Annotated in this window: 24 protein-coding genes; 14 read left to right on the top strand and 10 right to left on the bottom strand. The window is 58.0% G+C overall.

What is annotated here, in order from left to right:
* Positions 1-174 precede the first annotated feature (174 nt).
* Genes AC2FFP_RS09380 through AC2FFP_RS09365 form a run of 4 tightly spaced genes read left to right on the top strand, consistent with a single transcriptional unit; the run spans position 175 to position 3,958 of the window.
* Positions 175-1,230: a hemin-degrading factor gene (locus AC2FFP_RS09380; RefSeq protein WP_496766909.1), complete on the top strand. Its 1,056-nt coding sequence runs from the start codon at positions 175-177 to the stop codon at positions 1,228-1,230.
* Positions 1,230-2,105 (top strand): heme/hemin ABC transporter substrate-binding protein, encoded by an 876-nt coding sequence (locus AC2FFP_RS09375; RefSeq protein ID WP_496766908.1) that lies wholly within the window; start codon positions 1,230-1,232, stop codon positions 2,103-2,105. The genes AC2FFP_RS09380 and AC2FFP_RS09375 overlap by 1 nt, the downstream gene beginning before the upstream one ends.
* Entirely contained in the window at positions 2,102-3,178 is a 1,077-nt protein-coding gene (locus AC2FFP_RS09370; RefSeq protein ID WP_496880967.1) for a FecCD family ABC transporter permease, read from the top strand. The genes AC2FFP_RS09375 and AC2FFP_RS09370 overlap by 4 nt, the downstream gene beginning before the upstream one ends.
* 3 nt (positions 3,179-3,181) lie before the next feature.
* On the top strand, positions 3,182-3,958 hold the full coding sequence (locus AC2FFP_RS09365; RefSeq protein WP_496766906.1) for a heme ABC transporter ATP-binding protein: 777 nt from the start codon (positions 3,182-3,184) through the stop codon (positions 3,956-3,958).
* 62 nt (positions 3,959-4,020) lie between these two features.
* Here the strand turns inward: AC2FFP_RS09365 and AC2FFP_RS09360 are convergent, their stop codons facing one another.
* Positions 4,021-4,623 carry a TetR/AcrR family transcriptional regulator gene (locus AC2FFP_RS09360; protein ID WP_496737727.1) on the bottom strand — a complete coding sequence of 201 codons (603 nt, stop codon included), beginning with the start codon at positions 4,621-4,623 and terminating at the stop codon, positions 4,021-4,023.
* A gap of 140 nt (positions 4,624-4,763) precedes the next feature.
* On the opposite strand from AC2FFP_RS09360, the gene AC2FFP_RS09355 reads away from it, so the two are divergent.
* The 7 genes from AC2FFP_RS09355 to AC2FFP_RS09325 all read left to right on the top strand — a co-directional run bounded on the left by AC2FFP_RS09355 (position 4,764) and on the right by AC2FFP_RS09325 (position 13,606).
* Entirely contained in the window at positions 4,764-5,228 is a 465-nt protein-coding gene (locus tag AC2FFP_RS09355; protein WP_496777622.1) for a (2Fe-2S)-binding protein, read from the top strand.
* Between the two features lie 3 nt (positions 5,229-5,231).
* A complete protein-coding gene (locus tag AC2FFP_RS09350; RefSeq protein WP_496880966.1) occupies positions 5,232-7,418 on the top strand; it encodes a xanthine dehydrogenase family protein molybdopterin-binding subunit in 2,187 nt (728 codons plus the stop codon).
* A 129-nt stretch (positions 7,419-7,547) separates the two neighbouring features.
* Positions 7,548-8,867 carry a glutamine synthetase family protein gene (locus tag AC2FFP_RS09345; protein WP_496766903.1) on the top strand — a complete coding sequence of 440 codons (1,320 nt, stop codon included), beginning with the start codon at positions 7,548-7,550 and terminating at the stop codon, positions 8,865-8,867.
* Positions 8,868-8,926: 59 nt separating this feature from the next.
* Positions 8,927-9,607: a type 1 glutamine amidotransferase gene (locus tag AC2FFP_RS09340; protein ID WP_496766902.1), complete on the top strand. Its 681-nt coding sequence runs from the start codon at positions 8,927-8,929 to the stop codon at positions 9,605-9,607.
* Positions 9,607-10,965: a glutamine synthetase family protein gene (locus AC2FFP_RS09335; RefSeq protein ID WP_496766901.1), complete on the top strand. Its 1,359-nt coding sequence runs from the start codon at positions 9,607-9,609 to the stop codon at positions 10,963-10,965. The genes AC2FFP_RS09340 and AC2FFP_RS09335 overlap by 1 nt, the downstream gene beginning before the upstream one ends.
* An 8-nt stretch (positions 10,966-10,973) precedes the next feature.
* Entirely contained in the window at positions 10,974-12,278 is a 1,305-nt protein-coding gene (locus tag AC2FFP_RS09330) for an NAD(P)/FAD-dependent oxidoreductase (RefSeq protein ID WP_496844114.1), read from the top strand.
* A 113-nt stretch (positions 12,279-12,391) separates the two neighbouring features.
* Complete coding sequence (locus tag AC2FFP_RS09325) at positions 12,392-13,606, top strand: DegT/DnrJ/EryC1/StrS family aminotransferase (RefSeq protein WP_496766899.1); 1,215 nt, start codon at positions 12,392-12,394, stop codon at positions 13,604-13,606.
* A gap of 6 nt (positions 13,607-13,612) precedes the next feature.
* On the opposite strand, the gene AC2FFP_RS09320 is transcribed toward AC2FFP_RS09325, so the two are convergent.
* The 4 genes from AC2FFP_RS09320 to AC2FFP_RS09305 all read right to left on the bottom strand — a co-directional run bounded on the left by AC2FFP_RS09320 (position 13,613) and on the right by AC2FFP_RS09305 (position 17,457).
* Entirely contained in the window at positions 13,613-14,371 is a 759-nt protein-coding gene (locus tag AC2FFP_RS09320; protein ID WP_496766898.1) for a trypsin-like serine peptidase, read from the bottom strand.
* 11 nt (positions 14,372-14,382) lie between these two features.
* Positions 14,383-14,937: a polyhydroxyalkanoate synthesis repressor PhaR gene (gene phaR, locus AC2FFP_RS09315; RefSeq protein ID WP_496723607.1), complete on the bottom strand. Its 555-nt coding sequence runs from the start codon at positions 14,935-14,937 to the stop codon at positions 14,383-14,385.
* 135 nt (positions 14,938-15,072) lie between these two features.
* Complete coding sequence (locus AC2FFP_RS09310) at positions 15,073-15,519, bottom strand: phasin family protein (RefSeq protein ID WP_058274073.1); 447 nt, start codon at positions 15,517-15,519, stop codon at positions 15,073-15,075.
* 132 nt (positions 15,520-15,651) lie between these two features.
* Positions 15,652-17,457 (bottom strand): PHA/PHB synthase family protein, encoded by a 1,806-nt coding sequence (locus AC2FFP_RS09305; protein WP_496766897.1) that lies wholly within the window; start codon positions 17,455-17,457, stop codon positions 15,652-15,654.
* Positions 17,458-17,567: 110 nt separating this feature from the next.
* Here AC2FFP_RS09305 and phaZ point away from each other — a divergent pair, with 110 nt between their 5' ends.
* Together phaZ and AC2FFP_RS09295 are read left to right on the top strand one after the other, a co-directional pair.
* Positions 17,568-18,839: a polyhydroxyalkanoate depolymerase gene (gene phaZ, locus AC2FFP_RS09300; RefSeq protein ID WP_496723867.1), complete on the top strand. Its 1,272-nt coding sequence runs from the start codon at positions 17,568-17,570 to the stop codon at positions 18,837-18,839.
* A 5-nt stretch (positions 18,840-18,844) separates the two neighbouring features.
* The gene (locus tag AC2FFP_RS09295) at positions 18,845-19,429 is read left to right on the top strand and encodes a DUF6151 family protein (RefSeq protein ID WP_496741113.1); all 585 of its coding nucleotides are present in this window, start codon (positions 18,845-18,847) and stop codon (positions 19,427-19,429) included.
* Here AC2FFP_RS09295 and AC2FFP_RS09290 read toward each other — a convergent pair.
* The 5 genes from AC2FFP_RS09290 to AC2FFP_RS09270 form a co-directional block, all read right to left on the bottom strand.
* Entirely contained in the window at positions 19,420-20,136 is a 717-nt protein-coding gene (locus AC2FFP_RS09290) for an alpha/beta fold hydrolase (RefSeq protein ID WP_496844109.1), read from the bottom strand. The genes AC2FFP_RS09295 and AC2FFP_RS09290 overlap by 10 nt on opposite strands.
* Positions 20,137-20,220: 84 nt before the next feature.
* The gene (locus tag AC2FFP_RS09285) at positions 20,221-20,835 is read right to left on the bottom strand and encodes a hypothetical protein (RefSeq protein ID WP_496766895.1); all 615 of its coding nucleotides are present in this window, start codon (positions 20,833-20,835) and stop codon (positions 20,221-20,223) included.
* A 17-nt stretch (positions 20,836-20,852) separates the two neighbouring features.
* On the bottom strand, positions 20,853-21,281 hold the full coding sequence (locus AC2FFP_RS09280; protein ID WP_496777798.1) for a VOC family protein: 429 nt from the start codon (positions 21,279-21,281) through the stop codon (positions 20,853-20,855).
* The gene (locus tag AC2FFP_RS09275) at positions 21,281-22,276 is read right to left on the bottom strand and encodes an alpha/beta hydrolase (protein WP_496777600.1); all 996 of its coding nucleotides are present in this window, start codon (positions 22,274-22,276) and stop codon (positions 21,281-21,283) included. Before AC2FFP_RS09275 ends, AC2FFP_RS09280 begins: the two co-directional genes overlap by 1 nt.
* Entirely contained in the window at positions 22,273-23,022 is a 750-nt protein-coding gene (locus tag AC2FFP_RS09270; RefSeq protein WP_496782564.1) for an alpha/beta fold hydrolase, read from the bottom strand. The genes AC2FFP_RS09275 and AC2FFP_RS09270 overlap by 4 nt, the downstream gene beginning before the upstream one ends.
* 195 nt (positions 23,023-23,217) lie before the next feature.
* On the opposite strand from AC2FFP_RS09270, the gene thrS reads away from it, so the two are divergent.
* On the top strand, positions 23,218-25,176 hold the full coding sequence (gene thrS / locus AC2FFP_RS09265; RefSeq protein WP_496844106.1) for a threonine--tRNA ligase: 1,959 nt from the start codon (positions 23,218-23,220) through the stop codon (positions 25,174-25,176).
* The last annotated feature ends 114 nt before the right edge of the window (positions 25,177-25,290 follow it).

The following is a 25,290-nucleotide window of genomic DNA, read 5'->3' as shown; positions in this document are numbered from 1 at the left end:
GTCTTTTATGATTTTTGGAATCGCCTTTTTTGGCGACTTGTGCTCGTTAATAAAGCTGACTAAAACAGTCAACATAAATTCCTAGTCGTCCGTACGACCGCCGCCAGCAGTACACCGCGTTCAACGGTGGCCGTGCCAGCCCGACACCCATGACAATCGAAGATGGAAAAACCCATGACGGAACAGGTGCTTCTGGCCCCGGATCAAATTCGTGCAGCCTATGCTAAAAACACCGGAAAACGTGACCGCGATTTGGCGGAATCACTTGGAATAACCGAAGGTCAACTCGTTGCGGCGTTTGCGGGTATCGACGTAACGCGGCTTTCGGCAAGCCTTGATGACATCTTCCCGATGCTCAACGGGCTGGGTGAGGTCATGGCGCTGACGCGCAACCTCTCTTGCGTCATTGAAAAGGTCGGGCAATACGACAACTACCACTCCGGTGCGCATGCTTCGATGGTTCTGACCGAAGAGATTGACCTGCGCATGTTCCCCGGCCAATGGGTCCACGCCTTTGCCATCGAACGTGAAACGGACAAAGGGACAAAGCGATCCCTTCAGGTTTTTGATGCCGCCGGAGATGCGGTGCACAAGATCTTTCTGCGCGATGGCTCTGACCTGAACCACTGGGACGAACTTGTCAGCAAATTGAAGGCGAATGACCAGTCCCAGACTCTGAGTGTCGAGCCGCGAAAGCCAACCGGGGCCGCCAAAGTGAACACCGACAAGGTCGAACTTCTGCGATCGGAATGGGCCAAGATGACGGATACACACCAGTTCCTGCGTCTGACCTCAAAGCTCAAGATGAACCGATTGGGCGCCTACCGCGTCGCTGGTGAACCGCTGGTTCGCGCGCTAGAACCGGCAACGGTTTCCCAAATGTTCGAACAAGTCCGAGACCAAGGGCTTGAGGTTATGGTCTTCGTCGGCAACCGGGGGTGCATCGAAATTCACGGTGGGTCGGTTGAGACGCTTAAACAGATGGGTCCGTGGTTCAACGTGCTTGATCCGCGCTTCAATTTGCACCTGCGCTCAGACCATATTGCCGAGGTTTGGGCCGTGACCAAACCCACCCAACGCGGTCCCGCCGTGTCAGTTGAGGCGTTCGATGCCGAAGGTGGTCTTATTCTGCAGATATTTGGTCGCCGTTCAGGCGAAAACGATCACCGCCCGGCCTGGGACCAACTGGTGGCAGGCCTGCAATCCAAAAAAGAAACCGAGGTGGCGTGATGAGCCCCCTTTGCAGGTTTTCGTCGGTCGTCGCGCTAGCCGGCGCGCTGATCGGAACATCAGCCATCGCAGCAGATGAGCCAGAACCCAACCGCATCATCGCCATCGGCAGTTCCGTGACAGAGATCGTCTATGCCCTGGGTCAGCAGGACCGCCTTGTTGGGCGGGACCGGACCTCGACCTACCCGGTTGATGTGTTGGACCTGCCCGATGTCGGCTATATTCGTGCGCTGTCCCCCGAAGGGGTCTTGTCGGTGAAACCCGATCTGATCGTGGCGCTGGAAGGATCCGGTCCGCCCGAAGCGGTAGAGGTTCTGAAAGAGGCTGGCGTGCCGTTCGTTTCGATCAGTGAGGACTATTCACGCGACGGCGTGGTGGAAAAAATCCGGGCTGTCGGGGCCGCCCTGGGTGTCGAAGATGCCGCCGAAGAACTTGCCACTCAGACCGGTGCCAAGATTGACGGGGCCCATTCGAATGCAGTTGATGCTTCGGTGGGCGGCACACTCCGGGTTCTGTTTATCCTGTCGGCTCGGGATAATCGCATCATGGTTGGCGGCGCGGACACACAGGCGGACAGTATCATCCGTCTGGCTGGCGGCGTGAACGCGGCTGGGAACGTATCGGGTTTTAAACCCATGACACCCGAAGCGATCGCCACAACCGCGCCGGACGTGATTCTGATGATGGATCGACAAGGCAACCACATCACCGCCAATGAAGACCTGTTTGCCATGCCAGCCATCAAGCTAACGCCCGCTGGACAGAAAAAACGTCTAATCCGCATGCAGGGGGCCTATCTGCTGGGCTTTGGCCCCCGAACGGCCGAGGCGATTGCTGATCTGTCGGCGGAATTGCAGAGAAAAAGCGGCTCATGACCCTTGCAATGGATCACGATGGCCTGAACGTGGCCGGGCGCGACCGGCGGGTGACGGCGCGCCGAGTCACTCTGGCCCTTATGGCGCTGTTGGTCTTCACCAGCATCTGCAGCATCTCGGTCGGCGCGTCGGACGCATCCGTTCGCGCAGCATTCACGGACCTGATTGCAGGGCGGGACATGTCGGACCTCGACCGGATCGTCCTGTGGGATATCCGACTGCCCCGGCTGGCGATGGGAGTTCTTGTCGGCGCCGCTTTGGCGGTTTCCGGCGTGGTGATGCAGGGCCTGTTTCGCAACCCTTTGGCTGACCCCGGAATTGTGGGCGTCAGCGCAGGTGCCGGTCTGGGCGCGATTTCCGCGATCATCCTCGGTGCGTACCTGCCCGCCTCCATTCTGGCCTGGGTCGGTAATAGCTTGGTCGCCGTGGCGGCATTTCTGGGCGGGTGGACGTCCGTCTTGCTGCTCTATCGCGTTTCAACACGAGGCGGGCAAACATCGGTTGCAACCATGCTGTTGGCAGGGATCGCGTTGGGTGCGCTGTCGGGCGCTGTGTCCGGGGTTCTGGTCTACATGGCCGATGACCAACAGCTGCGCGACCTGACGTTCTGGGGCATGGGCTCGCTGGCCGGCGCAACATGGACCAAAGCAGCCACGGCCGCTCCGATCATCTTGATTTCCGTGTTCACGGCCCAGTTCCTTGCCCGTGCGCTGAACGGCATGGCGATGGGCGAAGCCGTGGCGCACCACATGGGAATCCCGGTTCAGCGCAGCAAAAACATCGCCATTCTGGCCGTGGCCGGCGCGACCGGAGCCGCCGTCGCAGTCTCCGGAGGCATTAGCTTCATCGGTATCGTTGTGCCGCATCTGCTGCGGTCGGCGACCGGACCGGACCACCACCGCCTGTTGATGAACTCGGCCCTGTTAGGGGCTAGCTTACTGCTGTGTGCAGACATGATCAGTCGCCTGATCGTGGCACCGGCCGAACTGCCGATTGGCATCGTAACTGCAATCTTAGGCGCACCGGTCTTCCTGTGGATTCTGCTGCGGCGTCACGGAACAATGGGAATGTAAGTGATGAAGGGCGAAAACATACACGTCAAACTCGGCCGTAAGGAGATTCTCCACGGCGTGGACTTTGACGCAGAACCCGGAAAAGTTACAGCCATCATCGGCCCGAATGGCTCGGGAAAATCTACGTTACTCAAAGCCTTATCAGGCGAACTTGAATCTTATGGAGCGATTTCTCTGAACGGGCACAGCATGTCCGAGCTGAAGCCTTGGCAATTGGCTGCAATGCGCGGGGTTCTCCCGCAATCGTCAACCGTTGCATTTCCCTTCACCGTGCTCGAGATCGTCCGGCTGGGCCTAGCAAACGGGCTAGCAGCGGCGGATGACAGTCTGCCAGCGCAGGCCCTGGCCTATGTCGACCTCGCTGGGTTTGAGCACCGGTCTTATCAGAACCTTTCGGGGGGTGAGCAGCAACGGGTTCAGCTTGCCCGCGTTCTGACCCAAGTCTGGGACGCGACATACCACGATCAACCCAGATGGCTGTTGCTGGACGAACCCGTTGCAAGCCTGGACATTGCGCATCAGTTCACTGTGCTGGGCGTCGCAAGAAACTTCGCCACACAAGGCGGCGGCGTTGTTGTGGTTATGCACGACCTGAACCTGACGGCGCTGTTTGCCGACTATGTGTACGTCATATCGGAAGGATCTGTTTGGGGCTCAGGCACACCAACTGCGATCCTGAACGACCAGACTATGCAGCAGGTTTATGGTATCGACTTGCCGGTCAGCACCCTTCCTAAGGCTCAAGTTCCGTTCATTCTACCGCAGGCCATGACGGCTTAAGAACAATACTGTGGCGGGCATTTTCTTTAGACTTAGATGCGCGCCCCGTCGTTGCATTGAACCTAGACGCCATAGCGACTGAGGATCATGGCGACGCTGCTTTCTATGGTCGCGGTCATCTCGGCTTCATTCAGAACATTACCAGTGAAAACCATGGGCCAGAAAGCTCTGGACTTAATCAGGCCGATGAATTCCTGTCCCGCCTGTTCGGGGTTTTCGATCCGCAACTGCCCGTCTTCGGCTGCATCCCTCAGCATCTCGATAAAGATCGCTGTTTTGTCCAGTTTGCCTTGCGCAGCGGCAGCAAGATCAGGGTTGCGCAGGGTTTCGCTGATCACCATCCGCGCCATCGCCATCACTTCGGGCAGCATCAGAATGCGCCCCTCGGCCCAGGCCAGATCGGTCAGCTGTTTACGAATGTCGCGCCCTTTTTCATAGCGGATGTCCCGAACGGCCGCGAACCGGTTAGACAGTTCCAACACGATGGATCTAAACAGGTTTTCCTTGCTTTCAAAGTACTTGTACAGCGTGCGCTTGGACACTTCGGCCTGCGCAGAAATGCGATCCATGCTGGCAGCGGCGAACCCCTTTTCTTGGAATTCCGCTACGGCCGCTTCGATGATCTGGGCATGTTTGGACGCATTCGGCGCTGTGCATTCGTTCATATTTTAAAGCTATAGACCCATTGACAGATCAAGGTCAAACACTACGTAAACTCTCCAGTTTACACGCGCGGATTTCTGGCCTAGTGTAAACCCGCCAGTTTACCGACTCAGGTAACCAGCCCAACACGGAGAGCCCCCTCATGGCACTGACATTAAAACTGAACGGCGAAACCCACTCGGTCGACGCCGAACCCGGCACGCCCCTGCTATGGGTGATCCGGGACGAGCTTAAGCTGACCGGAACCAAATTCGGCTGCGGTGTCGCATCTTGCGGAGCGTGCACCGTGCACCTGAACGGCGAGCCTGTGCGCTCGTGCCAGACTTATATCGAAGATGTCGAAGATGCCGAGATCACTACAATCGAGGCGGTTGGAGACGAAAAAATCGGCGCGGCCATTCAACAAGCTTGGGTCGAGCTGGACGTGGTCCAGTGCGGCTATTGCCAGTCGGGTCAGGTGATGTCGGCGGTTGGACTATTGTCCGAAAACCCCAAACCCAGCGTCGAAGAGATTGACGATTACATGCATGGCAACGCCTGCCGTTGCGCCACCTATCAACGCATTCGCGCCGGCATCCAGCGCGCATCTGAAATTCTGGAGGCCTGATCCATGACCATCAACACCTCCCGCCGTGGATTTCTGAAAGGTGCCGCTGCTGCCGGTGCCGTACTGCTGGTTGGCGCTCACCCTGATGGGGCGCTGGCGGCTGCTTCGTCAGAGGCCGCTCAATTCAACCCATTCGTGAAGATCGATGCCGACGGCACTGTTACAGCCATCGTAAAACACTTTGAAAAGGGCCAAGGTCCGGCAACCGGGCTGCCGACGCTGATCGCAGAGGAAATCGGCCTGACCATGGACCAGATCGAATACGAATTCGCGCCATCCAACCCGCAGGTCTATAACAACCTGCTGTTCGGTCCCTTCCAGGGCACTGGCGGATCAACCGCAATGGCGAATTCGTGGATGCAATACCGTCAGGCAGGTGCGGCGGCGCGTGAGATGCTGATCAATGCCGCCGCGCAAAGCTGGGGCCTGGACGCATCCGGCATCACCATTGAGGAAGGTATCGTCAAGGCAGGCGACAAATCGGCCCCAATCGCTGAATTCGTGGCCGCGGCCTCTCAACTGGAGGCCCCGGCCGAGCCGCGCCTGAAAGACCCGTCAGAGTTCCGTCTGATCGGAAACGAAACGGTGCGCCGCAAGGATTCGGCCATCAAGGGCAACGGTCAGGCAATGTACGCGATGGACGTCCATCTGCCGAACCAGATGGTCGCCATGATCAAGCGCCCTGAATCGAAAGGCGGTATTGCCAACGGATTTGACGACAGCGCGTCAAAAGAGGTCAAAGGATTTATCAGCGCGGCGGTTCTTCCAAATCAGGCAGGCGTCGCGGTTTATGCCGAAAACACCTGGGCCGCCATTCAGGCGCGCGACGCGCTTGAGGTAGACTGGGACATGTCCGGATCTGAGACCCGCGACTCGGACCAGATCAAGGCCGAAATCATGGCCGCTCTGGACGCCGAAGCGACGTATAACGTGAACAAAGCGGATGTCGCAGCGGTGTCGGCGGCCATTGATGGCGCGGACAAGGTTGTTGAAAAGACCTTCTATTTCCCGCTGCTGGCACATGCCCCGATGGAACCGTTGAACTGCACCATCGAGCAAACTGCCGAAGGTGACATTGTCCTGCACGATGGTGCACAGATGCCGACCGGCCCGCATATGGCCTATCAGCAGATCTTCCAACTGCCACCAGAAAAGATTCACATCAAGACAATGCTGGCCGGTGGATCCTTTGGACGACGGGCGACGCCAGATGCGGATTATCAGGTTGAGGCTGCGCTGGCCTTTGTGGTCACCGACCGCTCGCGCCCGGTCAAACTGGTGTGGACCCGCGAAGATGATATCCGCAGCGGTTACTACCGCCCCGCCTTCGGCCACAGGGTGCGCGTTGGCCTGGACGCCGATGGCAAAATCGTCGGCTGGCAGCATCAGGTCGCCGGTCAGTCGGTCATCAAGGGCACACCGTTTGAGGCCGTCGCGGTACATGACGGCGTCGATCACAGCTCTGTCGAGGGCATTGCAGACAGCCCGTATGACATCCCCGGAATGGCGTTGGGCCTAACCGACACCCCCAAGGCAACAACGGTTCTATGGTGGCGCTCGGTGGGGCACACGCACACCGGATATGTCATGGAGACGATGATGGATACCGTTGCCGAGGCCGCAGGTCGTGACCCGGTAGAGTTCCGTCTGTCCCATCTGTCGGACACCAACAACGCGGATCAGCAACGCAAAGCAGAAGTTCTGAAGCTGGCTGTTGAGAAGGCCGGTTGGGGCAATGCTTCTGCGGGTCGCGCACAAGGTATCGCGGTGCATAAGTCCTTTGGGTCCTATGCCGCACAGGTTGTTGAGCTGTCCGGTGATCCGGAAAACGGCATCAAGATCGAGAAGGTCACATGCGCCGTGGATTGCGGGATTGCTGTGAACCCCGACGTGGTGCGCGCGCAGATGGAAGGCGGTATCGGATATGGTATCGGCCACGTCATGCGTGATCAGATCACGCTGACCCAAGGCGCGGTGGATCAGTACAACTTCCCTGATTATGAACCGCTGCGCATCGGCGATATTGCCGAGATTGACGTTCATATCGTGCCTTCCGCCGAAGCCCCCACTGGTGTTGGAGAACCCGGCACACCGCCTTCGGCCCCCGCGCTGGCCAATGCGATCCGGGCGCTATCCGGCGTGAAAGTCACCACTCTGCCGATGGTGGAAAACGGCGTCAGCTTCGTCTGACGGCCAACCCCGCGCCTGTCCCACTGGACGTGCGCGGGGTTTTTCTCAGCCAAAGAAAATTTGATCAAATTTCGTGACAACAGGTCACTCCTCTATTACACCTCGGGTAGCCAAGTAATGGAGTCAGTGATGGATCTGAGCGCCCTGCACAGTTTTCGCGTTGCCGCATGTGACCTGAATGGTCAGATGCGAGGCAAGCGTGTGCCGCCCTCTTACGCCGACAAGCTGGACAAAGGCACGCTGCGCATGCCGTTTTCAGCGTTGAATGTCGACCTGTGGGGCGCGGATATCGACGGCAGCCCGCTGGTATTCGAATCCGGTGACGCAGATGGTGTCTTGCTTCCGACCGAGCGCGGTCCTGTGCCTGTGCCTTGGCTGGAAACGGAAACCGCTCTTGTCCCCATGTGCCTGTATGACGACGATGGCACCCCGTTTGCTGGCGACCCCAGGCATGCACTTGCCTCTGTTCTTGATCGCTATGCACAGCGCGGTTGGTCGGTCATTGCGGCGACAGAGCTGGAGTTCACCTTGCTCGACGCCTCGGGTGCGCACCCGCAGCCGCCGGTCAATCCTGTGACCCAGCGACGACTGAAGGATGAAGCAGTCCTGTCGATGGCCGAAATGGATGCCTTCGATGCGTTCTTCACCGACCTTTATGACGGGTGCGCTGCGATGGATATTCCCGCGCAAACCGCCATCTCGGAAAGCGGTATCGGCCAGTTCGAAATCAACCTGAATCACCAAAACGCCATGCGCTGTGCCGATGATACATGGCTTTTCAAGGCCTTGGCGCGTGGCCTTGCCCGCAAACACGGGTTCACCGCAACCTTCATGGCGAAACCCTACGCCGATGACGCTGGTAACGGGATGCATGTCCATTTCTCGGTCGTGGACCAACACGGCCGAAACGTTTTCGATAATGGCGGCCCCGAAGGCACCGATCTACTGCGTTGGGCCGTGGCGGGATGCCTGACCGCGATGCCCGGATGTACGCTTGTCTTTGCGCCGCACGGGAATTCATACACGCGCCTGGTCCCGGGCGCGCACGCCCCGACCGGTGCGTGCTGGGCCTATGAAAACCGCACTGCCGCTGTGCGCATTCCCGGTGGTGCATCAGCTGCGCGGCGGATCGAACACCGCGTCGCCGGTGGGGACATCAACCCCTATCTGATGTTGGCCGCTGTTCTGGGGGCCGCTATGAACGGCATCGAAGATCAGTCGGAACCGCCTGCCCCGATTTCGGGCAATGCCTATGAGATCGACGGGCTGCCGCAATTGGCTGCCGACTGGACCCAAGCCATTGCAGCATTCGAAACAGACCCCAATGTCGCGCGCATCTTTCCGGCCGACCTGATCCGCTATTTCGCCATGACCAAGCGACAGGAAATCAAGCGGTTCGCCGAGCGTCCATCCGAAAACCATTGGCTGAGTTATGTCGAAGCCGTATGAGCCCCCTTGCCCGCCCGCATCCGCTGGGCTAGAATAAATTTGATCAAATTTGGTGACCCATGAAAATCGGCATCCTACTGACCGGCCATCCACCTGATGAACTGCAGGACAAATTCAGCGAATATGACGCGATGTTTGCCGCGCTGTTGGACGGCAATGGTTTTACCTACGAAACCTTCGCCGTTGTAGACGGCCAATTCCCCAAGGACGCGTTTCAGGCTGATGGCTGGATTATCACCGGCTCGCGCCATGGCGCGTATGAAGATCATGCGTGGATACCACCGCTTGAGGATCTGATCCGCGCCATTCAACGCAGCGGTCGTCCGCTGATCGGTGTGTGCTTTGGCCACCAGATCATCGCGCAGGCGCTTGGCGGCAAAGTCGAAAAGTTCACCGGCGGCTGGGCCGTGGGGCGCACCGAATATGACTTGGAAGGCCAATCCGTCACCCTGAATGCCTGGCATCAGGATCAGGTGGTTGAGCTGCCCGAAGGCGCGCGTGTGATCGGCACCAACGACTTTTGCCGCAATGCGATGGTAAGTTATGGCGACAACATCTGGACCGTGCAGGCCCACCCGGAATACGGCGATGCCTTTATCCAGGGCCTGATGGAAACGCGCGGCAAGGGTGTGGTTCCCGACCCGTTGATGGAAGCTGCCGCTAACCGGCTGCCCGGCCCCGACGACAACGCGACCATCGGACGGCACATGGCAGAATTTCTGAAGAAAGAGAGGGCCTGATGGCCGACTGGACAGACCAGCTGCCAGAAGCAGCAAGAACCTATATCTCCGGCCACCGGCTGGATGAGGTCGAATGCATCATCTCGGACTTGCCGGGCATTGCGCGCGGCAAGGCCGTACCTGCCAGCAAGTTCGCGCGGCAGACTTATTTCCACCTGCCCGACAGCATCTTTTATCAAACCATCACCGGCGATTGGGGCGAAGCAGCGGGTGAAGACGGCTTTATCGAGCGGGACATGATCTTGAAACCTGATTTCTCGACCGTATCTGCCGCGCCGTGGACGGGTGACTGGACATTGCAGGTTATTCACGACGCCTACGATCGGGACGATAAGCCGATCCCTTTCAGCCCGCGAAATGTTCTGAAACGCGTCGTGCAGCTGTATCATGACAAGGGATGGAAACCGGTCGTAGCACCGGAAATGGAGTTCTTTCTGGTCGCCCCCAATGTCGACCCGGCACAGGGCATCAAACCGATGATGGGCCGTTCGGGTCGTCCGGCAGCCGCGCGGCAGGCCTATTCGATGACCGCGGTGGACGAGTTCGGACCTGTGATCGACGACATCTATGATTTTGCTGAACATCAAGGGTTCGAGATTGACGGCATCACGCAGGAAGGCGGCGCGGGTCAGTTGGAGATTAACCTGCGCCATGGCGACCCGGTCAAGCTGGCTGACGAAGTGTTCTACTTCAAACGTCTGATCCGCGAGGCCGCGCTGCGCCACAACTGCTTTGCTACCTTCATGGCGAAACCGATCGAGGATGAGCCGGGCTCGGCCATGCACATCCACCACTCGATTATCGACATGGAAACAGGCCAGAACATCTTTTCCGGTCCTCAAGGCGGTGAAACGGATGCGTTCTACAACTTCATTGCCGGGTTGCAGAACCACCTGCCAGCTGGTCTGGCCGTGATGGCCCCATACGTGAATTCCTACCGCCGTTATGTGAAAGACCACGCCGCGCCGATCAATCTGGAATGGGCGCGCGACAACCGTACCACCGGCATTCGCGTACCCCTGTCCGGCCCCGAGGCCCGCCGCGTGGAAAACCGGATCGCCGGCATGGATTGCAACCCCTATCTGGGCATCGCGTTGTCTCTGGCCTGTGGTTATCTGGGCCTGACCCAGCAAGAGCGCCCGCGCCGCCAATTCTATGGTGACGCCTATGAGGGCGAAGGTGATATCCCGCAGGTTATGGGCAACGCTTTGGACCTGTTTGATGAGGCCACTGCCTTGCACGAAGTTCTGGGCCCTGAGTTCGCCCGCGTCTATGGCATCGTCAAACGGGCCGAATACGAGGAATTCCTGCAGGTCATCTCTCCGTGGGAGCGCGAGCATCTGCTGATGAATGTCTGAGGCACCCGATGAACCTGCTTTATTCCAATGACCGCAAGGCCGAGTACCCGGCCAGCTGGTACGCTGCGACGGCCAATCCGGTGGATCGCTTCCCCGCGCTGTCCGGCGATGTGAAGGCTGATGTTTGCATTGTCGGCGGCGGGTATACCGGCCTGTCCGCCGCATTGCATCTGGCCGAAGCAGGGTTCGATGTTGTTCTGCTTGAGGCGCACCGCGTTGGCTTTGGGGCCTCGGGCCGCAATGGCGGGCAATTGGGCAGCGCACAGCGGATGGATCAGGAAGACCTCGAGCGGCTGGTCGGCGATGATGACGCCGCCAAGCTGTGGGACCTAGCCGAAGACGCAAAAGATCTGGTCAAGTCCCTGATCGCGAAGCACCAGATCGACTGTGATCTGAAACCCGGCGTAGCCGTTCTGGGCCTCAGCAATGGTGAACAGCAAGAGCTTCACGATCACGCGGCACATCTGTCCGACCGCTATGGTTATGACCAGATGGAGGTTCTGGACGAAGGCGCAGGTCAGGCATTGTGTCCTTCGCCCTCTTATCGGGGCGGCTATCTGGATATGGGCGCGGCGCATCTGCATCCGCTGAATTTTGCGTTGGGGCTGGCTCAGGCAGCGGCAAAAGCAGGCGTACGCATCTATGAAAGCACCGAGGTTCTTGGCGTCGAAGAAACCACCCCAGCCGTTGTGAAATCCGCGCAGGGCAATGTGACGGCAGACCACGTCATTCTGGCCTGCAACGGATATCTCGGCGATCTGAACCGCAAGGTGGCCACCAAGGTCATGCCCATCAACAACTTCATCGCCGCGACCGAGCCTTTGGGCGCGGATGCCGCCCGCGTTCTGACAAAAGACGTAGCTGTCGCCGACACCAAGTTCGTGGTGAATTACTTCCGCCTTAGCGCCGATGGCCGCCTGCTGTTCGGCGGCGGCGAAAGCTACGGCTACCGTTTTCCCAGTGACATCACGGCAACAGTGCGCAAACCGATGACCGAGATTTTCCCGCACTTGAGGGATGTAAAGATCGACTACGCTTGGGGCGGCACTCTGGCCATCACAATGCGTCGGATGCCGTATCTGACGCGGATCGCGCCCAATATCCTTTCCGCGTCGGGTTATTCCGGGCACGGGGTCGGCACGGCCACGCATGCGGGCCAACTGATGGCACTGGCCATCCGGGGGCAAGCCGAAGGGTTCGACACGATGGCCCGCGTCCCCGCCATGCCCTTTCCAGGAGGCCCTGCCCTGCGCAGCCCTCTGCTGGTGCTGGCGATGACATGGTTCGCGCTGCGGGACCGGTTGGGTTTCTGACCTTTAGGAATTTTGGCATATCGGTGAAATTTCGCCTTAGGGGCGAATGAGGGCTTGGCTTGCATTTCGTTTAGCTTTAACTTTCCCAAAGATAGAATTTGGGAAAATCAAATATGACGCTTCCGCCAAACGTTCATGCCGCCGAACCAATCCCCCCAGCAGCAAAAGAAGCCATCGACGCCCTGATGCAGTCAGGCGATCTGTTTCGCTATACCGCACCGCAGGACGCGCCGGTTGCCTTGCTTGAGGCCGAGTTTGCCAAGCTGCTGGGCAGTAAATACGCGCTGGCCGTTTCGTCCTGCTCGGCTGCCCTGTTCCTGTCGCTCAAGGCGCTCGGCCTCCCGCGGGATGCGCGGGTTTTGATCCCCGGTTTCACCTTCGCCGCCGTTCCGTCCTCGGTCGTGCATGCGGACTGCATTCCTGTGCTGTGCGAAGTGGGTGAGAATTACCGCATCGACATGTCGGATTTCGAGGCCAAGCTGGACGGAGTTCAGGCCGTGATCATCAGCCACATGCGCGGCCACACTTCAGACATGGACGCCATCATGGCGCTGTGTGACGCGCGCGGCATCCCTGTGATCGAGGACGCGGCGCACTCGCTGGGCACAACCTGGCATGGGCGCAATATCGGAACGATTGGCAAGATCGGCTGCTTCTCATTTCAGTCCTACAAGATGATCAACGCGGGCGAAGGCGGTATTCTGATCACCGACGACGCCGATCTGGTGGCGCAAGCCGTGATCATGTCGGGCGCGTATGAACATAACTGGAAGAAGCATAAGGGACCGCAAGGCGACAACTCGCCCGAGTTGGAGCAGGCATTTGCTCGCTGGCAGAACCAATTGCCGCTCTATAATTTGCGGATGAGCAATCTGAGCGCTGCGGTGATCCGGCCCCAAATCCCGGAACTTGCGCGTCGTGTGCGTGATGGCCTGTCCAACCACGACTATGTAGCAGACCGGCTGAATACATCGCCCCATATCGATGTCCCCGCCCCACTAGCGCCTGAACGCCGGGCACCGGATTCTATTCAGTTCAACCTTGTGGACATGGACGACAACGAAATCCGCGCCTTTGCTGCGGCAGCTGAGGCGCGGGGCGTCAAAGTTCAGGTCTTTGGCCTGAGCCAGGACAACGCACGCGCATTCTGGAACTGGAAATTCCTGCCGGAAAAGTTCGAGCTACCGCAAACCCGCACAATGCTTATGAAAGCCTGCGACGTACGGCTGCCTGTCCGCCTGACGCGCGAAGAGCTGGACGTGATTTCGGATATCCTGCTGGCGTCTGTGGGCGAGGTTACAGGCCCGGTTCCTGTCTACGGAACCTGACGACGACTAAGGTCCAAGGTCAAACAGATCGACCGGCAAAAACAGTGCTGTGATCCCCTTGGGGGTTTCAGCCACGCGGGATAGGATTCCGACAACCTGCAATTCGGTTTCCGTCCTAACCAACAAAGGCGCACCAGAATCGCCCATCATGACCGGACATGTCGCCAGCAAAACCCCGCTTGAATGGCGGTGCGGTTGGCAGGTTTTTGTTTTGCTCAGCACATGGGGCCGGATACCGGGATACCCCGCAACAAACGTGCTAGTGGCGCTATCATCCCCCAGCGGCAGATAGCCGACTTGCTGCCCAATCGGCGCGCTGAGTTCCAGAACCGCCCAATCCAGGTCTGCTCTGTCATCAAACCGACCTTCAACGCCCTGTTCGGGATGGAGCCGATACCCTTTCACGCCTGAAACCGCAGCAGCTTCTCCGCGCTGATAACCGGCGGCGAAACGGATGCTTGAGGGTGGAATCCACCGCTGACGCGGTGTGTTGTACAGGCAATGCGCGGCGGTCAGGACAAGATTGTCCGAAACAAGAACACCGGTGCAGTGAGACTTCTGATCCCGACTGGCAAAATTAACACGTCCAATCGCCCGCCACGGGGGCTGATCGGCCGCAAGAATTTCGCGTGCACGAATCGCATCACATCCGGCTTCGGCCCGTGTCCCCAATGTACAAACTTGGGTCCACTGGTCCGAGAAAACACCTTGCGACGACGCGGGTTGCATCCAAAGTAGCGTGATACTCAGGATCAACCAGCGCATCTTGGGCCACGTCAGTTAAGCTTGGACAGCTTTTGCTGCAGTTCCGCCAACTGTTTTTTGATGTCGTCCAAATCTTCCTTGGGCTCGGATTTGGCGTCATCGTCTTTGTCCGGACCGGACCATCCGCCGGACAGACCACCTGTCATGGCTTTCAGGAATGCTTGCTGCTGCGCCTGAATTGCATCGAATCCCGGCATCTGAGACATCGGATTCATCGCGCTCATGTTTTCCATCATCTTGCTCTGGTTTTCCCGCAGCATCTCGAATGAGCTTTGTAGGAATTGCGGCATCACACCGCCACCCGGCAGCATGTAGCTGCGCACAAGATCGTTCAGCACATTGACCGGCAGCACATTTTCGCCGCGGCTTTCGTGTTCAGCAATGATTTGCAGCAGATATTGCCGCGTCAGATCATCACCTGACTTCAGGTCTATGATCTGTACTTCGCGCCCGTCCCGAATAAACGACGCAATGTCTTCAAGCGTGACGTAGTCGCTGGTCTCGGTGTTATACAGCCGACGGCTGGCGTAACGTTTGATCAACAGTGGTTTTTCTTGTTCCGACACCGTTTACCCTCCCCAAGGATGATGCATTGCAGCAGAGATTATGCGAGCGCAGCACAAAAAGAAAGGGCAGGTCTTTCGACCTGCCCTGCGCGATAGCACCGATTGGGAGGAGTGGGTGCGCCTCGCGGCGTTTGCTTACTTGGCAGCAGTTGCTTTCTTGGCAGCTGCGGTCACGTCGTTGGTGGCTTTTTTGACAGCCGCGGTTGTGTCTTCGGCTACGTCTTTGCCAGCTGCCATCAGCAGCTCAACGGTTTCGGACTGAACTTTTTTCGCGATCTCTGCGAAGGCTGCCATGTTTTCAGCTGCAACTTCAGCCGATGCGCTGGCGAAGTCGGTGGCCGCTTTGGCGTAGTCTGCAGGCTCTGCCTTGGCTTTCGACATCTCGGTCAGCTTGGCCAGGGTGTCCTTGGTCCATTTGTTCGAGATCTCAGCCGACTTTTCAGCCGCTTCCAGTGCAACACCCGACAGCTTTTCGTTCAGCGTCGCGGTCGATTTGAAAGCTCCTTCCAGAGCGGTGGTGTCAACGGGGAACGCGCCCATAACGTCTTTCAGGGTCGCGGTGAAATCTTGCGTCTTTGCCATTGTCCTAAATCCTTTTGCCGAACCGGGCCCACCCCGGTTTTCATCAGCTTGAGGACAATATGGATGCCGCACCGCAGCATTGCAAGATTTTTCTTGCTGCATTGCAGAATTTTTCCACGAAATAATTTAAAATCAACCGCTTGCCTTGACCCGTACATAGGTCCCCGGCGCCGGCGCCAAGCTGGGGTGGCCCGAATCGCCGGGCGTGGGCGCTGGCACCTGTTTGCCTGACCGCTTCTTCAACCAAGCCTCCCACCGGGGCCACCAGGACCCTTCGTGATACGTGGCCTCTTTTAGCCAGGTTTCGGGGTCTGCCTTCAAATCGGTGTTGGTGTAATGCCCGTATTTCTTCTTGCTGGGCGGGTTCACGATTCCGGCGATATGCCCCGATTCCGAGACGATGAAGGTCTTTGACTGCGACCCCATCTGCTGCACTCCGCGATAACACGCCTTCCACGCCGCGATGTGATCGGTCTCGCAGGTGATCGCCATCAGCGGCACGTCCACGTCGCGAACATGCAGCTTGTGCCCCAGCAATTCGAACCCGTCGGTGACGAAGTCATTGCGCTGACATAGGCCGCGCAGGTACTGAACCGCCATGCGGCCGGGCAGATTGGCCCCGTCCCCGTTCCAGAACAGCAGATCAAACGCGGGCGGTGTCTCACCCATCATATAACTGCGGATCGCAGGCCCATAGATCAGGTCCTTTGAGCGCAGAAATGACATCGTGCGCCCGATGATCCACGCTTTTAGTACACCGTCCTCCGAGATCTGATCCTCGATCCCGTCCACAAAGTCGTTCTGCAGGAAGGGCGTGAACTCTCCCTGGTCTCCAAAGTCGGTCAGGGCCGTGAAGAACGTGGCCGACTTAATCGACTTGTCGCCGCGTTGCTTGAGCAGCGACAGCGTCAGGCTGAGCGTGGTGCCCGCGATGCAGTAACCGACAGCGTTGACCTGTTTGACCTTGCAGATCGATTTGACCTCTTCGATCGCGGTCAGGAATCCCTCCTGGATATAATCCTCCATGCCAATATCGGCGTGGGATTCATTGGCGTTCACCCAGCTGACCACAAACAGGGTATAGCCCTGCTCGGTCACCCATTTGATCAGGCTGTTCTGCGCCTTGAGGTCCAGAATGTAGAACTTGTTGATCCAGGGCGGGAACAGCACCAGCGGTGTTTCGTGCACCGTCTCGGTCGCCGGTTTGTACTGGATCAGCTCCATCAGCCGGTTGCGATAGATCACATCGCCGGGCGTTGTCGCGATATTGCCGCCAACCTCAAAGGCGCTGTCATCGGCCAGCTTCACCACCATCTCACCGTCATTAGCCTCGAGATCGGCCACGAGGTTTTCCAGCCCCTGGATCAGTGACTGGCCTTCCGTCTCAACCGCCTTTTCCAGCGCATCCGGGTTGGTCGCCAGAAAGTTCGTCGGAGACATCATGTCGATGATCTGCTGCGAGAAGAACGCCAGCCGCTGCTTGTCCTGCACATCCAGATCCTCGACCGAAGCCACTGCTTGCGCGATGGCTTCGGCATTGGTCTGATATTGCTGGCGGATGAATTTGAAATACGGGTTTGTCTCCCACAGAGGGTTGGAAAACCGCTTGTCCCGGGGGGCGGAGGCGGCCTCTTCCGCCTCCTCGCCGCTCACCAGCGCCTGCTGCGCCTCGGCAAAGTTCAGAACAGACTGGCCCCAGAACTCGATCTGCTGCTCCAACAGCTTGGCCGGGTTCTGCATCGCCTCAGCCCAATACGCCGATGCTGCCTTTGCATAAAGCTCTTGATTCGGACCGTCTAACGCAGGGTTATGACCCTTCTTTCCCGACATCGCATCAACAAGCCGCTTCGAAAGCTCCTCCACCTTGTCCATATTTTCTTTAAGCCTCTCAAGGTGTTCCGGGGATAGCTCCTGTGTCTGGTGTTCACTTGTTGTCATTTTAACAATTCCCCCTTAACCTCGCTGCTATGCAGAATAATCGTCGTGGGCTTGGGGAACAAAGCGACGAATGGTCCGACACTCACACCGGCAGCCAGGAGGCCCCCTATATGCGCTACATGATGACCTACGACCTTATGGAAACCATGCGCAACACGAACCAATGGATGGGGGCAACGGCCAGTGCTATGGCGTCTTACCCACTGTTCTCCATGATCCCCAACCCAGCGTTCAGCATGATGGCCGCATGGGGCGAAGTGACCGAGCGCACGTTTCAGCGCATGATCGCAAAGCCGGACTGGGGTATTCGAACGTTCACGTGTGAGGATGGCAAAGACCACCTTGTTGATATTGTTCCCGTAATGGAGCGCCCATTTGGCGACCTGATCCATATTCGCGTCAACGGACGGGAAGAACAACCCCGTAAGGTACTGTTGGTTGCACCTATGTCGGGGCACTACGCGACTTTGTTGCGCTCGACAGTCAAGAGCCTGCTGGTCAATTGCGAGGTTTACGTAACTGATTGGCATAATGCGCGTGATATTCCCGTTTCCGAAGGCAAGTTCGATGTCGAGGATTACACGCTCTACCTTGTCGATTTTATGAAGGAACTGGGCCCGGACACACATGTCGTCGCCGTTTGCCAACCCGCTCCGCTGACCCTGGCCGCGACCGCATATCTGGCCGAGGTTGAACCCAAAGCCCAGCCAAGCACACTGACCCTGATCGGTGGGCCGGTTGACCCTGACGCCACTCCGACCGACGTGACAGATTTCGGCCGCCGCGTCACCATGGGACAGTTGGAAGAAACCATGATCCAACGCGTGGGCTTCAAATATAAAGGCGTTGGGCGCATGGTCTATCCCGGACTACTGCAGCTTGCCTCTTTCATGTCAATGAATGCAGACCGCCACTCCAAGGCGTTTACAGATCAGATCCAGCGCGTGATGCGGGGTGAAGCATCGGATCACGATGCCCATAACAGGTTCTACGATGAATATCTGGCCGTTATGGATATGCCAGCCGAGTTTTACCTGTCCACAGTCGAGCGCGTTTTCAAAAACCGCGAAATCGCGCGCAACGAGTTCATTGTTGCGGGGCACAAAGTCGATATCGGCAAAATCACTGATGTTGCGGTCAAATCGGTCGAAGGCGCAAACGATGACATCTCGGCCCCAGGTCAGTGTATCGCCGCTCTTGAGTTGTGCACCGGCTTGCCGGCCAACAAAAAGGCAAGTCATGTCGAACCCGGCGCCGGCCATTACGGCATCTTCGCGGGGCGCAGCTGGCGCGACAATATCCGGCCGCTTGTGATCGACTTCATGAACGCCAACACGCGCAAACCACAGCGTCGCGCGGCAAACAAAAACAAAGTGGCCTGAAAACGATGAGCAGGAAGACGGTGAAAGATACCCCGTTTTCCTGCTCTTGCGGTTCCCTACATGGACGGATCAGCGCCGCAGGCGTGAAACACGGCACACATGTCGTGTGCTACTGTCACGATTGCCGCGCGGCGCAATTGTACTTTGGGCAACCCGATCCTGCCCCCGGTCCTGTTGAAATCCTGCAGATGCTTCCGGAAGAGATCCATTTCGACGGTGGCGCAGAGCATCTCGCGCTGATGCAACTAAGCCCCAAAGGGATGATGCGCTGGTATGCCAGTTGCTGCAATGCGCCACTGGCGACCACACCAACAACGCCGAAGTTCCCATTCGCGGGTTTTATCGTCAAACGTATCCCCGACCCAAGTGGGTTGGGGCCGATCACCACGCGCGGGTTTATCCCCACAGGACACGGCAAACAGACCCATGAAAAGATTGGGTCAGCCGTATATGGGCTAGTGACCCGTGTCGCGAAATCGCGGGTGTCAGGCAGTTGGAAGAACACACCCTTCTTCGACCCAGGCACTTTTGACCCGGTTGCCGAGCCTGTGATCCTCAGCAAATCCGAACGCGCAGCCCTTTATCCGTAGGTGGTTCGCGCAGGTGTGCTTAACCAGTTCTCAAGCGCTTCATTGACGACCTGAGGGGTCTCGAGGGTTGGCAAATGTCCCGCGTCCTCAACCACTTTCAGTTCGGCATCCGGGATCAATTCCGCCATAAAGGCGTGTTTGCGCACAGGTGACAGCAGGTCACGCGCCCCACACAGCACCAGCGTGGGGCACTTGATCGTCCTCAGCGCCCCTTGCTGATCAGCGCGCCGCTGCAAAGCGCGCATCTGCCGGTCAAAGACATCCGGCCCCTGGTCCAGAGCCATTGTTATCACGTCATTTTGGATAGGAACGCGTCTTGGCCCTGGGGCCAGTGTGTCTGACCCAATGATTTTTCGCATCACCTCTTCAAGCCGTCCGGCCTTCGCGCCGACCATATGCTCTTCTCGCGTTGCTGCGATCTGGGGCGTGTCGGCCTGCGCATCCGTCGCCATCAGACACAGGCGCGAGATTCGGTCGGGTGCACGGCGAACAAGTTCCAAGGCCACGGCGCCGCCCATGTTCAACCCGGCCAGCGCGAAACGATGGGGCAGTTGATCCAAAAGGCCCGATGCGATCTCTTCAATCCGCTCGCCCAACGAAACTGGTGCAACCGTGACCGCGCGTTGACGAGAAAAGTGGGCGATCTGAGGGGCGAACACCCTAGAATCGCACATCAATCCGGGCAATAGAACCAACGGCTCGATCAATCGCGGCCTCCTTCGTCTCAGCCTCTTGAGCGGCTTTGTTTTTTAACAAGATGAGAGGTTTTATAAGTCTGAGCAAGTCAAACTTCACGGATAGGCAATACCGCGAAACGTGGGAAAATCCGCGTAGCGCCTTTGACGAGTCTTCAGGTCTTCGCCCGGATTTTCGCCCGCACGCAACAGGCAGCCGCGCGGGGCGATGTAGCTGTCGATACGCTTGAGGGGAATTGGTCGCCACACCAGATTGAAGGCACAAAGTTTTGGAAAGAACCAAATCTCGGAATACTCCAGATGGTCGTGCATCCACCACGCAAGATCGCGCCAATCCCGGCCTTCCGCATAACGATCCGCGAACCACGGAATGACAATCGACGCCCCAGCAACCCGATAATCGCCGGTGCCCCAATCCCAGATATGGCACTCCAGCGGATTATCATTTCGGGCACAGTTCAGCCGGTTTTCATTGCCAAATTGGTTTAGAGACGGCGACCGGTAGCCCGAGCGCACGGCAACACGTCCGAACGTTTCCTCTAACGGGTCGAGCAACGTCTGGCAAAAGGCCCGACCAGTTTCGATGGCAAGATCAGGGTTGTCGGGAAGGTTCTGTTTTTCATGGAAATTTCCAATCTCTGAATACAGGAAATCCCGCATGAAAAAATGCCGGGACAGGCGCACGCGGCCAAGAGTTTCAAGGCTCCACATGCTGCCCGGCTTGCGCATTACCCGTACCCGTTCCAACGAAACGCCCCATCAGGGGCCAGAGGTGAGAACGGGTTGAAAGCGACCTCCCATATCGTCCCCTCGGGCGCGCGGAAGTAACCGTGATGCCCGCCCCAGAACACATCCGAGGCCGGTTTAAGAACCTCGGCGCCAGCGGCCTGAACCTTGCTTAAAACCTGCGCGACATCTTCCTTTGACCGGCAGTTATAGCTAAGCGTCAGCGCCCCACGGCCCAAGGTGCCCACGTCAACACCAATCTCATCGGCCAATGCCGGCAGAGGATACAGCCCCAGCGTCTGCCCGATCAGATCAAAGGCAATCACACCATCCGGGCTGTCGACACGTTTCCAGCCAATCTTTTCATAGAACACGGCCGCGGCTTCCGGGTCCTCGACCCCAACCGTTATTAAGCTGACGCGCTGTTCCATCATTCGATCCCCTGCTCTTTCAGCCATGCCAGAATACCAGCGACCGCGGCATCCGTCTGCCCCGGAGACATCAAGCGTCCGGCGATCACATGGGATGACGGGTCATCACCCGGCCCCATCGTTACCGTCTGAACACTTGCAGGCCCGCCCCAGGCATCGGCCACCTTGTGGGTCAAGTCCGGACGCACAACCTGATCATCGTCAGAGAACCAGAACAGCGCTGGGACACGCGCCTGCGAGAAGTCCAATGCATAAACAGTCTCAACCAAGGCGGTCATAGGCACAACTGCCTCCCACGGATAAACCGACGACCAGTACTTGTTCTTTTCCGGGTCCGGGCCAGAGACGTCCCGTTCTTCCCCCATGATCAATGGCAGCCAGCTGCGCGCCCATGGAAGGCCGGGTATCCAGGCACCGGGCGTGTTCACTCCGAAATTCGGAGAGACAAAGACCAAACCGGCTACGTTTTCTATAAGCGCGTCGTCCAATGCCGTAGCCGCAGCCAGCGTTCCGCCGGTCGAGGTCGAAATCACGACAACCTGATCGCCCACCGCCCGAGCGGCAGCCAACCCTTCGGCCATATCCTGCATCCAGCCCGAGGCGGTGCCTTCGGCCATTGCATCCCCACCGCGCCCGTGGCCCTGCAAGCGGGTGTAGACCAGATTGGCCCCCAAAGCCTCTGCGACCATATCGGGGACCGGGCGAATTTCTTCGGACGAGGCGGAAAACCCGTGCACATACAGGATGGAAACCGGCGTGCGCTGTTCTTTGAACCCGTCTCGCCAGATAACCCGTTTCTCAACACCCGGAGTAATGTCATCGAAAGTGGACTCGACGCTTTCGAAATAGACCTGCACCCCTTCGCCAAACTTGCGGGGTTCAAATGTCGGATTCAGGTTCACCTCTTCGCGGGGGCCGAACCAATAGATCAAAGCGCCAGCCGCAACCAGCACTAGAAGAAAACGACCTATAATTTTGCCGAATGCCCGGATCATTGCACGCCCATCACTTCAAGCACGGCGTTTTCGATGATCTCAAGGCATGGCCCGTCCGAGAATCTGTGGTCAGCGTCCTTGACCAACAGCAGACGCATGTCAGGTCCCGTGGCGTGGTCCAATAGACGCATTGCGGTTGCACTGGAAACCGCCGTATCTGCAGTCCCCTGCAGAAAACGAACCGGAAAAGGAAGGTTCATTCCATCCCGCAAAACCAGCCGTTGTCTTCCATCTTCGATCATACGCTTCGTGATGATGTAGGGCTCCATATAGTCCGAGGGCAGTTCGACATACCCTTCGGTCTCCAACACCTGTTTTTGCGTGTCAGAAAACGATGCCCAATACCCGTCCTCGGTAAAATCCGGGGCCGCGGCAATTGTGACCATACCGGCAATCCGGTCCGGTATCGCTTTGGCCAGTAAAAGCGCCTGCCAGCCGCCCATTGACGACCCAACAATAATCAAAGGCCCAACTGTCAGCTCAGTCACGGCGGCCAGAGTGTCATCGTGCCAGTCCCCGATACAGCCGTCCTCAAACTTGTCCGAACTTTCACCGTGACCAGAATAATCAAACCGCAGGAATGCCTGACCGCGCGCCTTGGCCCAAGCCTCAAGATGCACCGCCTTGGTGCCCTCCATGTCAGACTTCAGCCCGCCCAAAAACACAACCGTCGGCCCTGCCCCATCGCTTTTGCGATAAGCCAGCCGCCGCCCTTGCGCCGTTTCCAGAAAATCCGTCGCTGCCATGTCGCCCTCTTTCCTTTTGGGGTTCATCATGCACGGCTGCCCGGTGGCTGCAATTCCCGAATTCGAACCTCCCGCCGCGTCAACCACAGCGCGGTTGGGTGCTTGACAGGTCATGCTGCAACTGCCAAATGGATCGAACACACATAACCCGCAACCGGGCGTTCAGTGGGCGCCAAACCGACGAGGAGAGCCGATATGGCCCTAGACTCACAGCCAGTCTCCCTTACTTTTCCCGATGGCAATGCACGATCCTATGACGCAGGCGTCACGCCAGCTCAGGTCGCTGCTGATATCTCGAACTCATTGGCCAAAAAGGCCATCTCGGCCACCGTGAACGGCCAGCACTGGGACCTGCAGTGGCCCATCAAATCTGACGCGCAGATCGCCATCCACACCATGAAAGATGAGGAACAGGCCAACGAGCTGATCCGTCACGATCTGGCGCACGTGATGGCGCGTGCAGTGCAGGAAATCTGGCCTGCAACCAAGGTCACCATCGGCCCCGTGATTGACAACGGTTGGTACTATGATTTCGACCGGGAAGAACCGTTCACGCCCGAAGATCTCGGCCTCATCGAGAAAAAGATGAAGGAGATCATCAATAAGCGCGATCCCGTCACCACCGAAATCTGGGACCGTCAGCGCGCAATCGAATTCTACAAGGCCAATAACGAGCCTTATAAAGTCGAGCTGATCGAAGCCATTCCGGGTGACGAACCGCTTCGCATGTACTGGCACGGCCACTGGCAGGACCTCTGCCGTGGCCCGCACTTGCAGCACACCGGCCAACTGCCGGGCGACGCCTTCAAGCTGATGAGCATTGCTGGCGCCTATTGGCGTGGCGACAGTTCGCGTGCGATGCTGCAGCGTATTTATGGCGTGGCCTTCACCGGCAAGGAAAAGCTGAAAGCGCACCTGCACATGCTGGAAGAGGCCGCCAAACGTGACCACCGCAAGCTGGGCCGCGAGATGAACCTGTTCCACATGCAGGAAGAGGCACCGGGTCAGATTTTCTGGCACCCGAATGGCTGGAAAATCTATACCACTCTGCAGGACTATATGCGCCGGATGCAGGAACGCGACGGTTACGTCGAGGTGAACACGCCGCAGGTCGTAGACCGCAAACTGTGGGAAGCGTCTGGCCACTGGGACAAGTATCAGGAGAACATGTTCATCGTCGAAGTGGACGAAGAGCATGCCCGCGAAAAGGCGATCAATGCGCTGAAACCGATGAACTGCCCGTGCCACGTGCAAGTGTTCAATCAAGGCCTGAAGTCCTATCGCGACCTGCCCCTGCGTATGGCGGAGTTTGGATCGTGCGCCCGGTACGAACCCTCGGGCGCTTTGCATGGGATCATGCGGGTCCGTGGTTTCACGCAGGACGATGGCCATATCTTCTGCGCCGAGGAACAGATCGAATCTGAGACCGCCAAGTTCATCGCGTTCCTGTCCAAGGTCTATGCTGACCTCGGGTTCCATGACTGGACTATTAAACTGTCGACTCGACCGGAAAAACGGATCGGATCGGACGAAAGCTGGGATCTGGTCGAAAAGGCGCTGGGGGATGCCTGTAAGGCAGCGGGCTATGACTATGAGGTTCTGGAAGGCGAAGGCGCGTTTTATGGCCCCAAGCTGGAATTCACTCTGACCGACGCGATCGGCCGGACATGGCAGTGCGGCACCCTGCAAGTTGATCCCAACTTGCCCGAACGTCTGGATGCAAACTTTATCGGAGCCGATGGCGCAAAGCATCGTCCGTTCATGCTGCACCGGGCGACACTGGGCTCGTTCGAACGCTTCATAGGAATCCTGATCGAAGAGCACGCTGGCAAGTTGCCGTTCTGGTTGGCCCCGCGACAGGTCGTGGTCGCCTCGATTACGTCAGAGGCGGATGACTATGTATTGGAAGTTGTCGAAACGCTGAAGGCCGCGGGCGTGCGTGCCGAGGCGGATATTCGCAACGAAAAGATCAACTACAAGGTCCGGGAGCACTCGGTCGGCAAGGTGCCGATCATTCTGGCCGTCGGTCACCGCGAAGTTGACGAGCGTACGGTAAGTGTGCGCCGCCTTGGCGAAAAACAGACACAGGTTCAATCGCTTGAGGCTGTAACAAAAGAGTTGTCTTTGGCGGCTACCCCGCCCGACCTTCTGTAACATTCGGCGATAATTTGCACGAAATCCGGCCTCGAATTAGAGGCTGGATTGAAACATTTTCAATTTTTCATTTCAAAAACAGTTTGTTAACCTTCAAGAGGGCATTACGCTCTT

The organism is Ruegeria sp. YTSC004, assembly GCF_059609805.1.
The sequence above is the reverse complement of the archived record's forward strand: the minus strand, read 5'-3'. Positions and strand labels throughout refer to the sequence as shown.

Bases quoted from the DNA above. Each gene is read 5' to 3' on its own strand.
- AC2FFP_RS09335 (WP_496766901.1), top strand. From the start codon at position 9,607: ATGGCCGACTGGACAGACCAGCTGCCAGAAGCAGCAAGAACCTATATC.
- AC2FFP_RS09370 (WP_496880967.1), top strand. From the start codon at position 2,102: ATGACCCTTGCAATGGATCACGATGGCCTGAACGTGGCCGGGCGCGAC.
- AC2FFP_RS09270 (WP_496782564.1), bottom strand. From the start codon at position 23,022: ATGGCAGCGACGGATTTTCTGGAAACGGCGCAAGGGCGGCGGCTGGCT.
- AC2FFP_RS09345 (WP_496766903.1), top strand. From the start codon at position 7,548: ATGGATCTGAGCGCCCTGCACAGTTTTCGCGTTGCCGCATGTGACCTG.
- thrS (WP_496844106.1), top strand. From the start codon at position 23,218: ATGGCCCTAGACTCACAGCCAGTCTCCCTTACTTTTCCCGATGGCAAT.
- AC2FFP_RS09310 (WP_058274073.1), bottom strand. From the start codon at position 15,519: ATGGCAAAGACGCAAGATTTCACCGCGACCCTGAAAGACGTTATGGGC.
- AC2FFP_RS09305 (WP_496766897.1), bottom strand. From the start codon at position 17,457: ATGACAACAAGTGAACACCAGACACAGGAGCTATCCCCGGAACACCTT.
- AC2FFP_RS09320 (WP_496766898.1), bottom strand. From the start codon at position 14,371: ATGCGCTGGTTGATCCTGAGTATCACGCTACTTTGGATGCAACCCGCG.
- AC2FFP_RS09325 (WP_496766899.1), top strand. From the start codon at position 12,392: ATGACGCTTCCGCCAAACGTTCATGCCGCCGAACCAATCCCCCCAGCA.
- AC2FFP_RS09375 (WP_496766908.1), top strand. From the start codon at position 1,230: ATGAGCCCCCTTTGCAGGTTTTCGTCGGTCGTCGCGCTAGCCGGCGCG.
- AC2FFP_RS09380 (WP_496766909.1), top strand. From the start codon at position 175: ATGACGGAACAGGTGCTTCTGGCCCCGGATCAAATTCGTGCAGCCTAT.
- AC2FFP_RS09340 (WP_496766902.1), top strand. From the start codon at position 8,927: ATGAAAATCGGCATCCTACTGACCGGCCATCCACCTGATGAACTGCAG.
- AC2FFP_RS09360 (WP_496737727.1), bottom strand. From the start codon at position 4,623: ATGAACGAATGCACAGCGCCGAATGCGTCCAAACATGCCCAGATCATC.
- AC2FFP_RS09350 (WP_496880966.1), top strand. From the start codon at position 5,232: ATGACCATCAACACCTCCCGCCGTGGATTTCTGAAAGGTGCCGCTGCT.
- AC2FFP_RS09365 (WP_496766906.1), top strand. From the start codon at position 3,182: ATGAAGGGCGAAAACATACACGTCAAACTCGGCCGTAAGGAGATTCTC.
- AC2FFP_RS09355 (WP_496777622.1), top strand. From the start codon at position 4,764: ATGGCACTGACATTAAAACTGAACGGCGAAACCCACTCGGTCGACGCC.
- AC2FFP_RS09330 (WP_496844114.1), top strand. From the start codon at position 10,974: ATGAACCTGCTTTATTCCAATGACCGCAAGGCCGAGTACCCGGCCAGC.
- AC2FFP_RS09285 (WP_496766895.1), bottom strand. From the start codon at position 20,835: ATGTGGAGCCTTGAAACTCTTGGCCGCGTGCGCCTGTCCCGGCATTTT.
- AC2FFP_RS09280 (WP_496777798.1), bottom strand. From the start codon at position 21,281: ATGGAACAGCGCGTCAGCTTAATAACGGTTGGGGTCGAGGACCCGGAA.
- phaZ (WP_496723867.1), top strand. From the start codon at position 17,568: ATGCGCTACATGATGACCTACGACCTTATGGAAACCATGCGCAACACG.
- AC2FFP_RS09295 (WP_496741113.1), top strand. From the start codon at position 18,845: ATGAGCAGGAAGACGGTGAAAGATACCCCGTTTTCCTGCTCTTGCGGT.
- AC2FFP_RS09275 (WP_496777600.1), bottom strand. From the start codon at position 22,276: ATGATCCGGGCATTCGGCAAAATTATAGGTCGTTTTCTTCTAGTGCTG.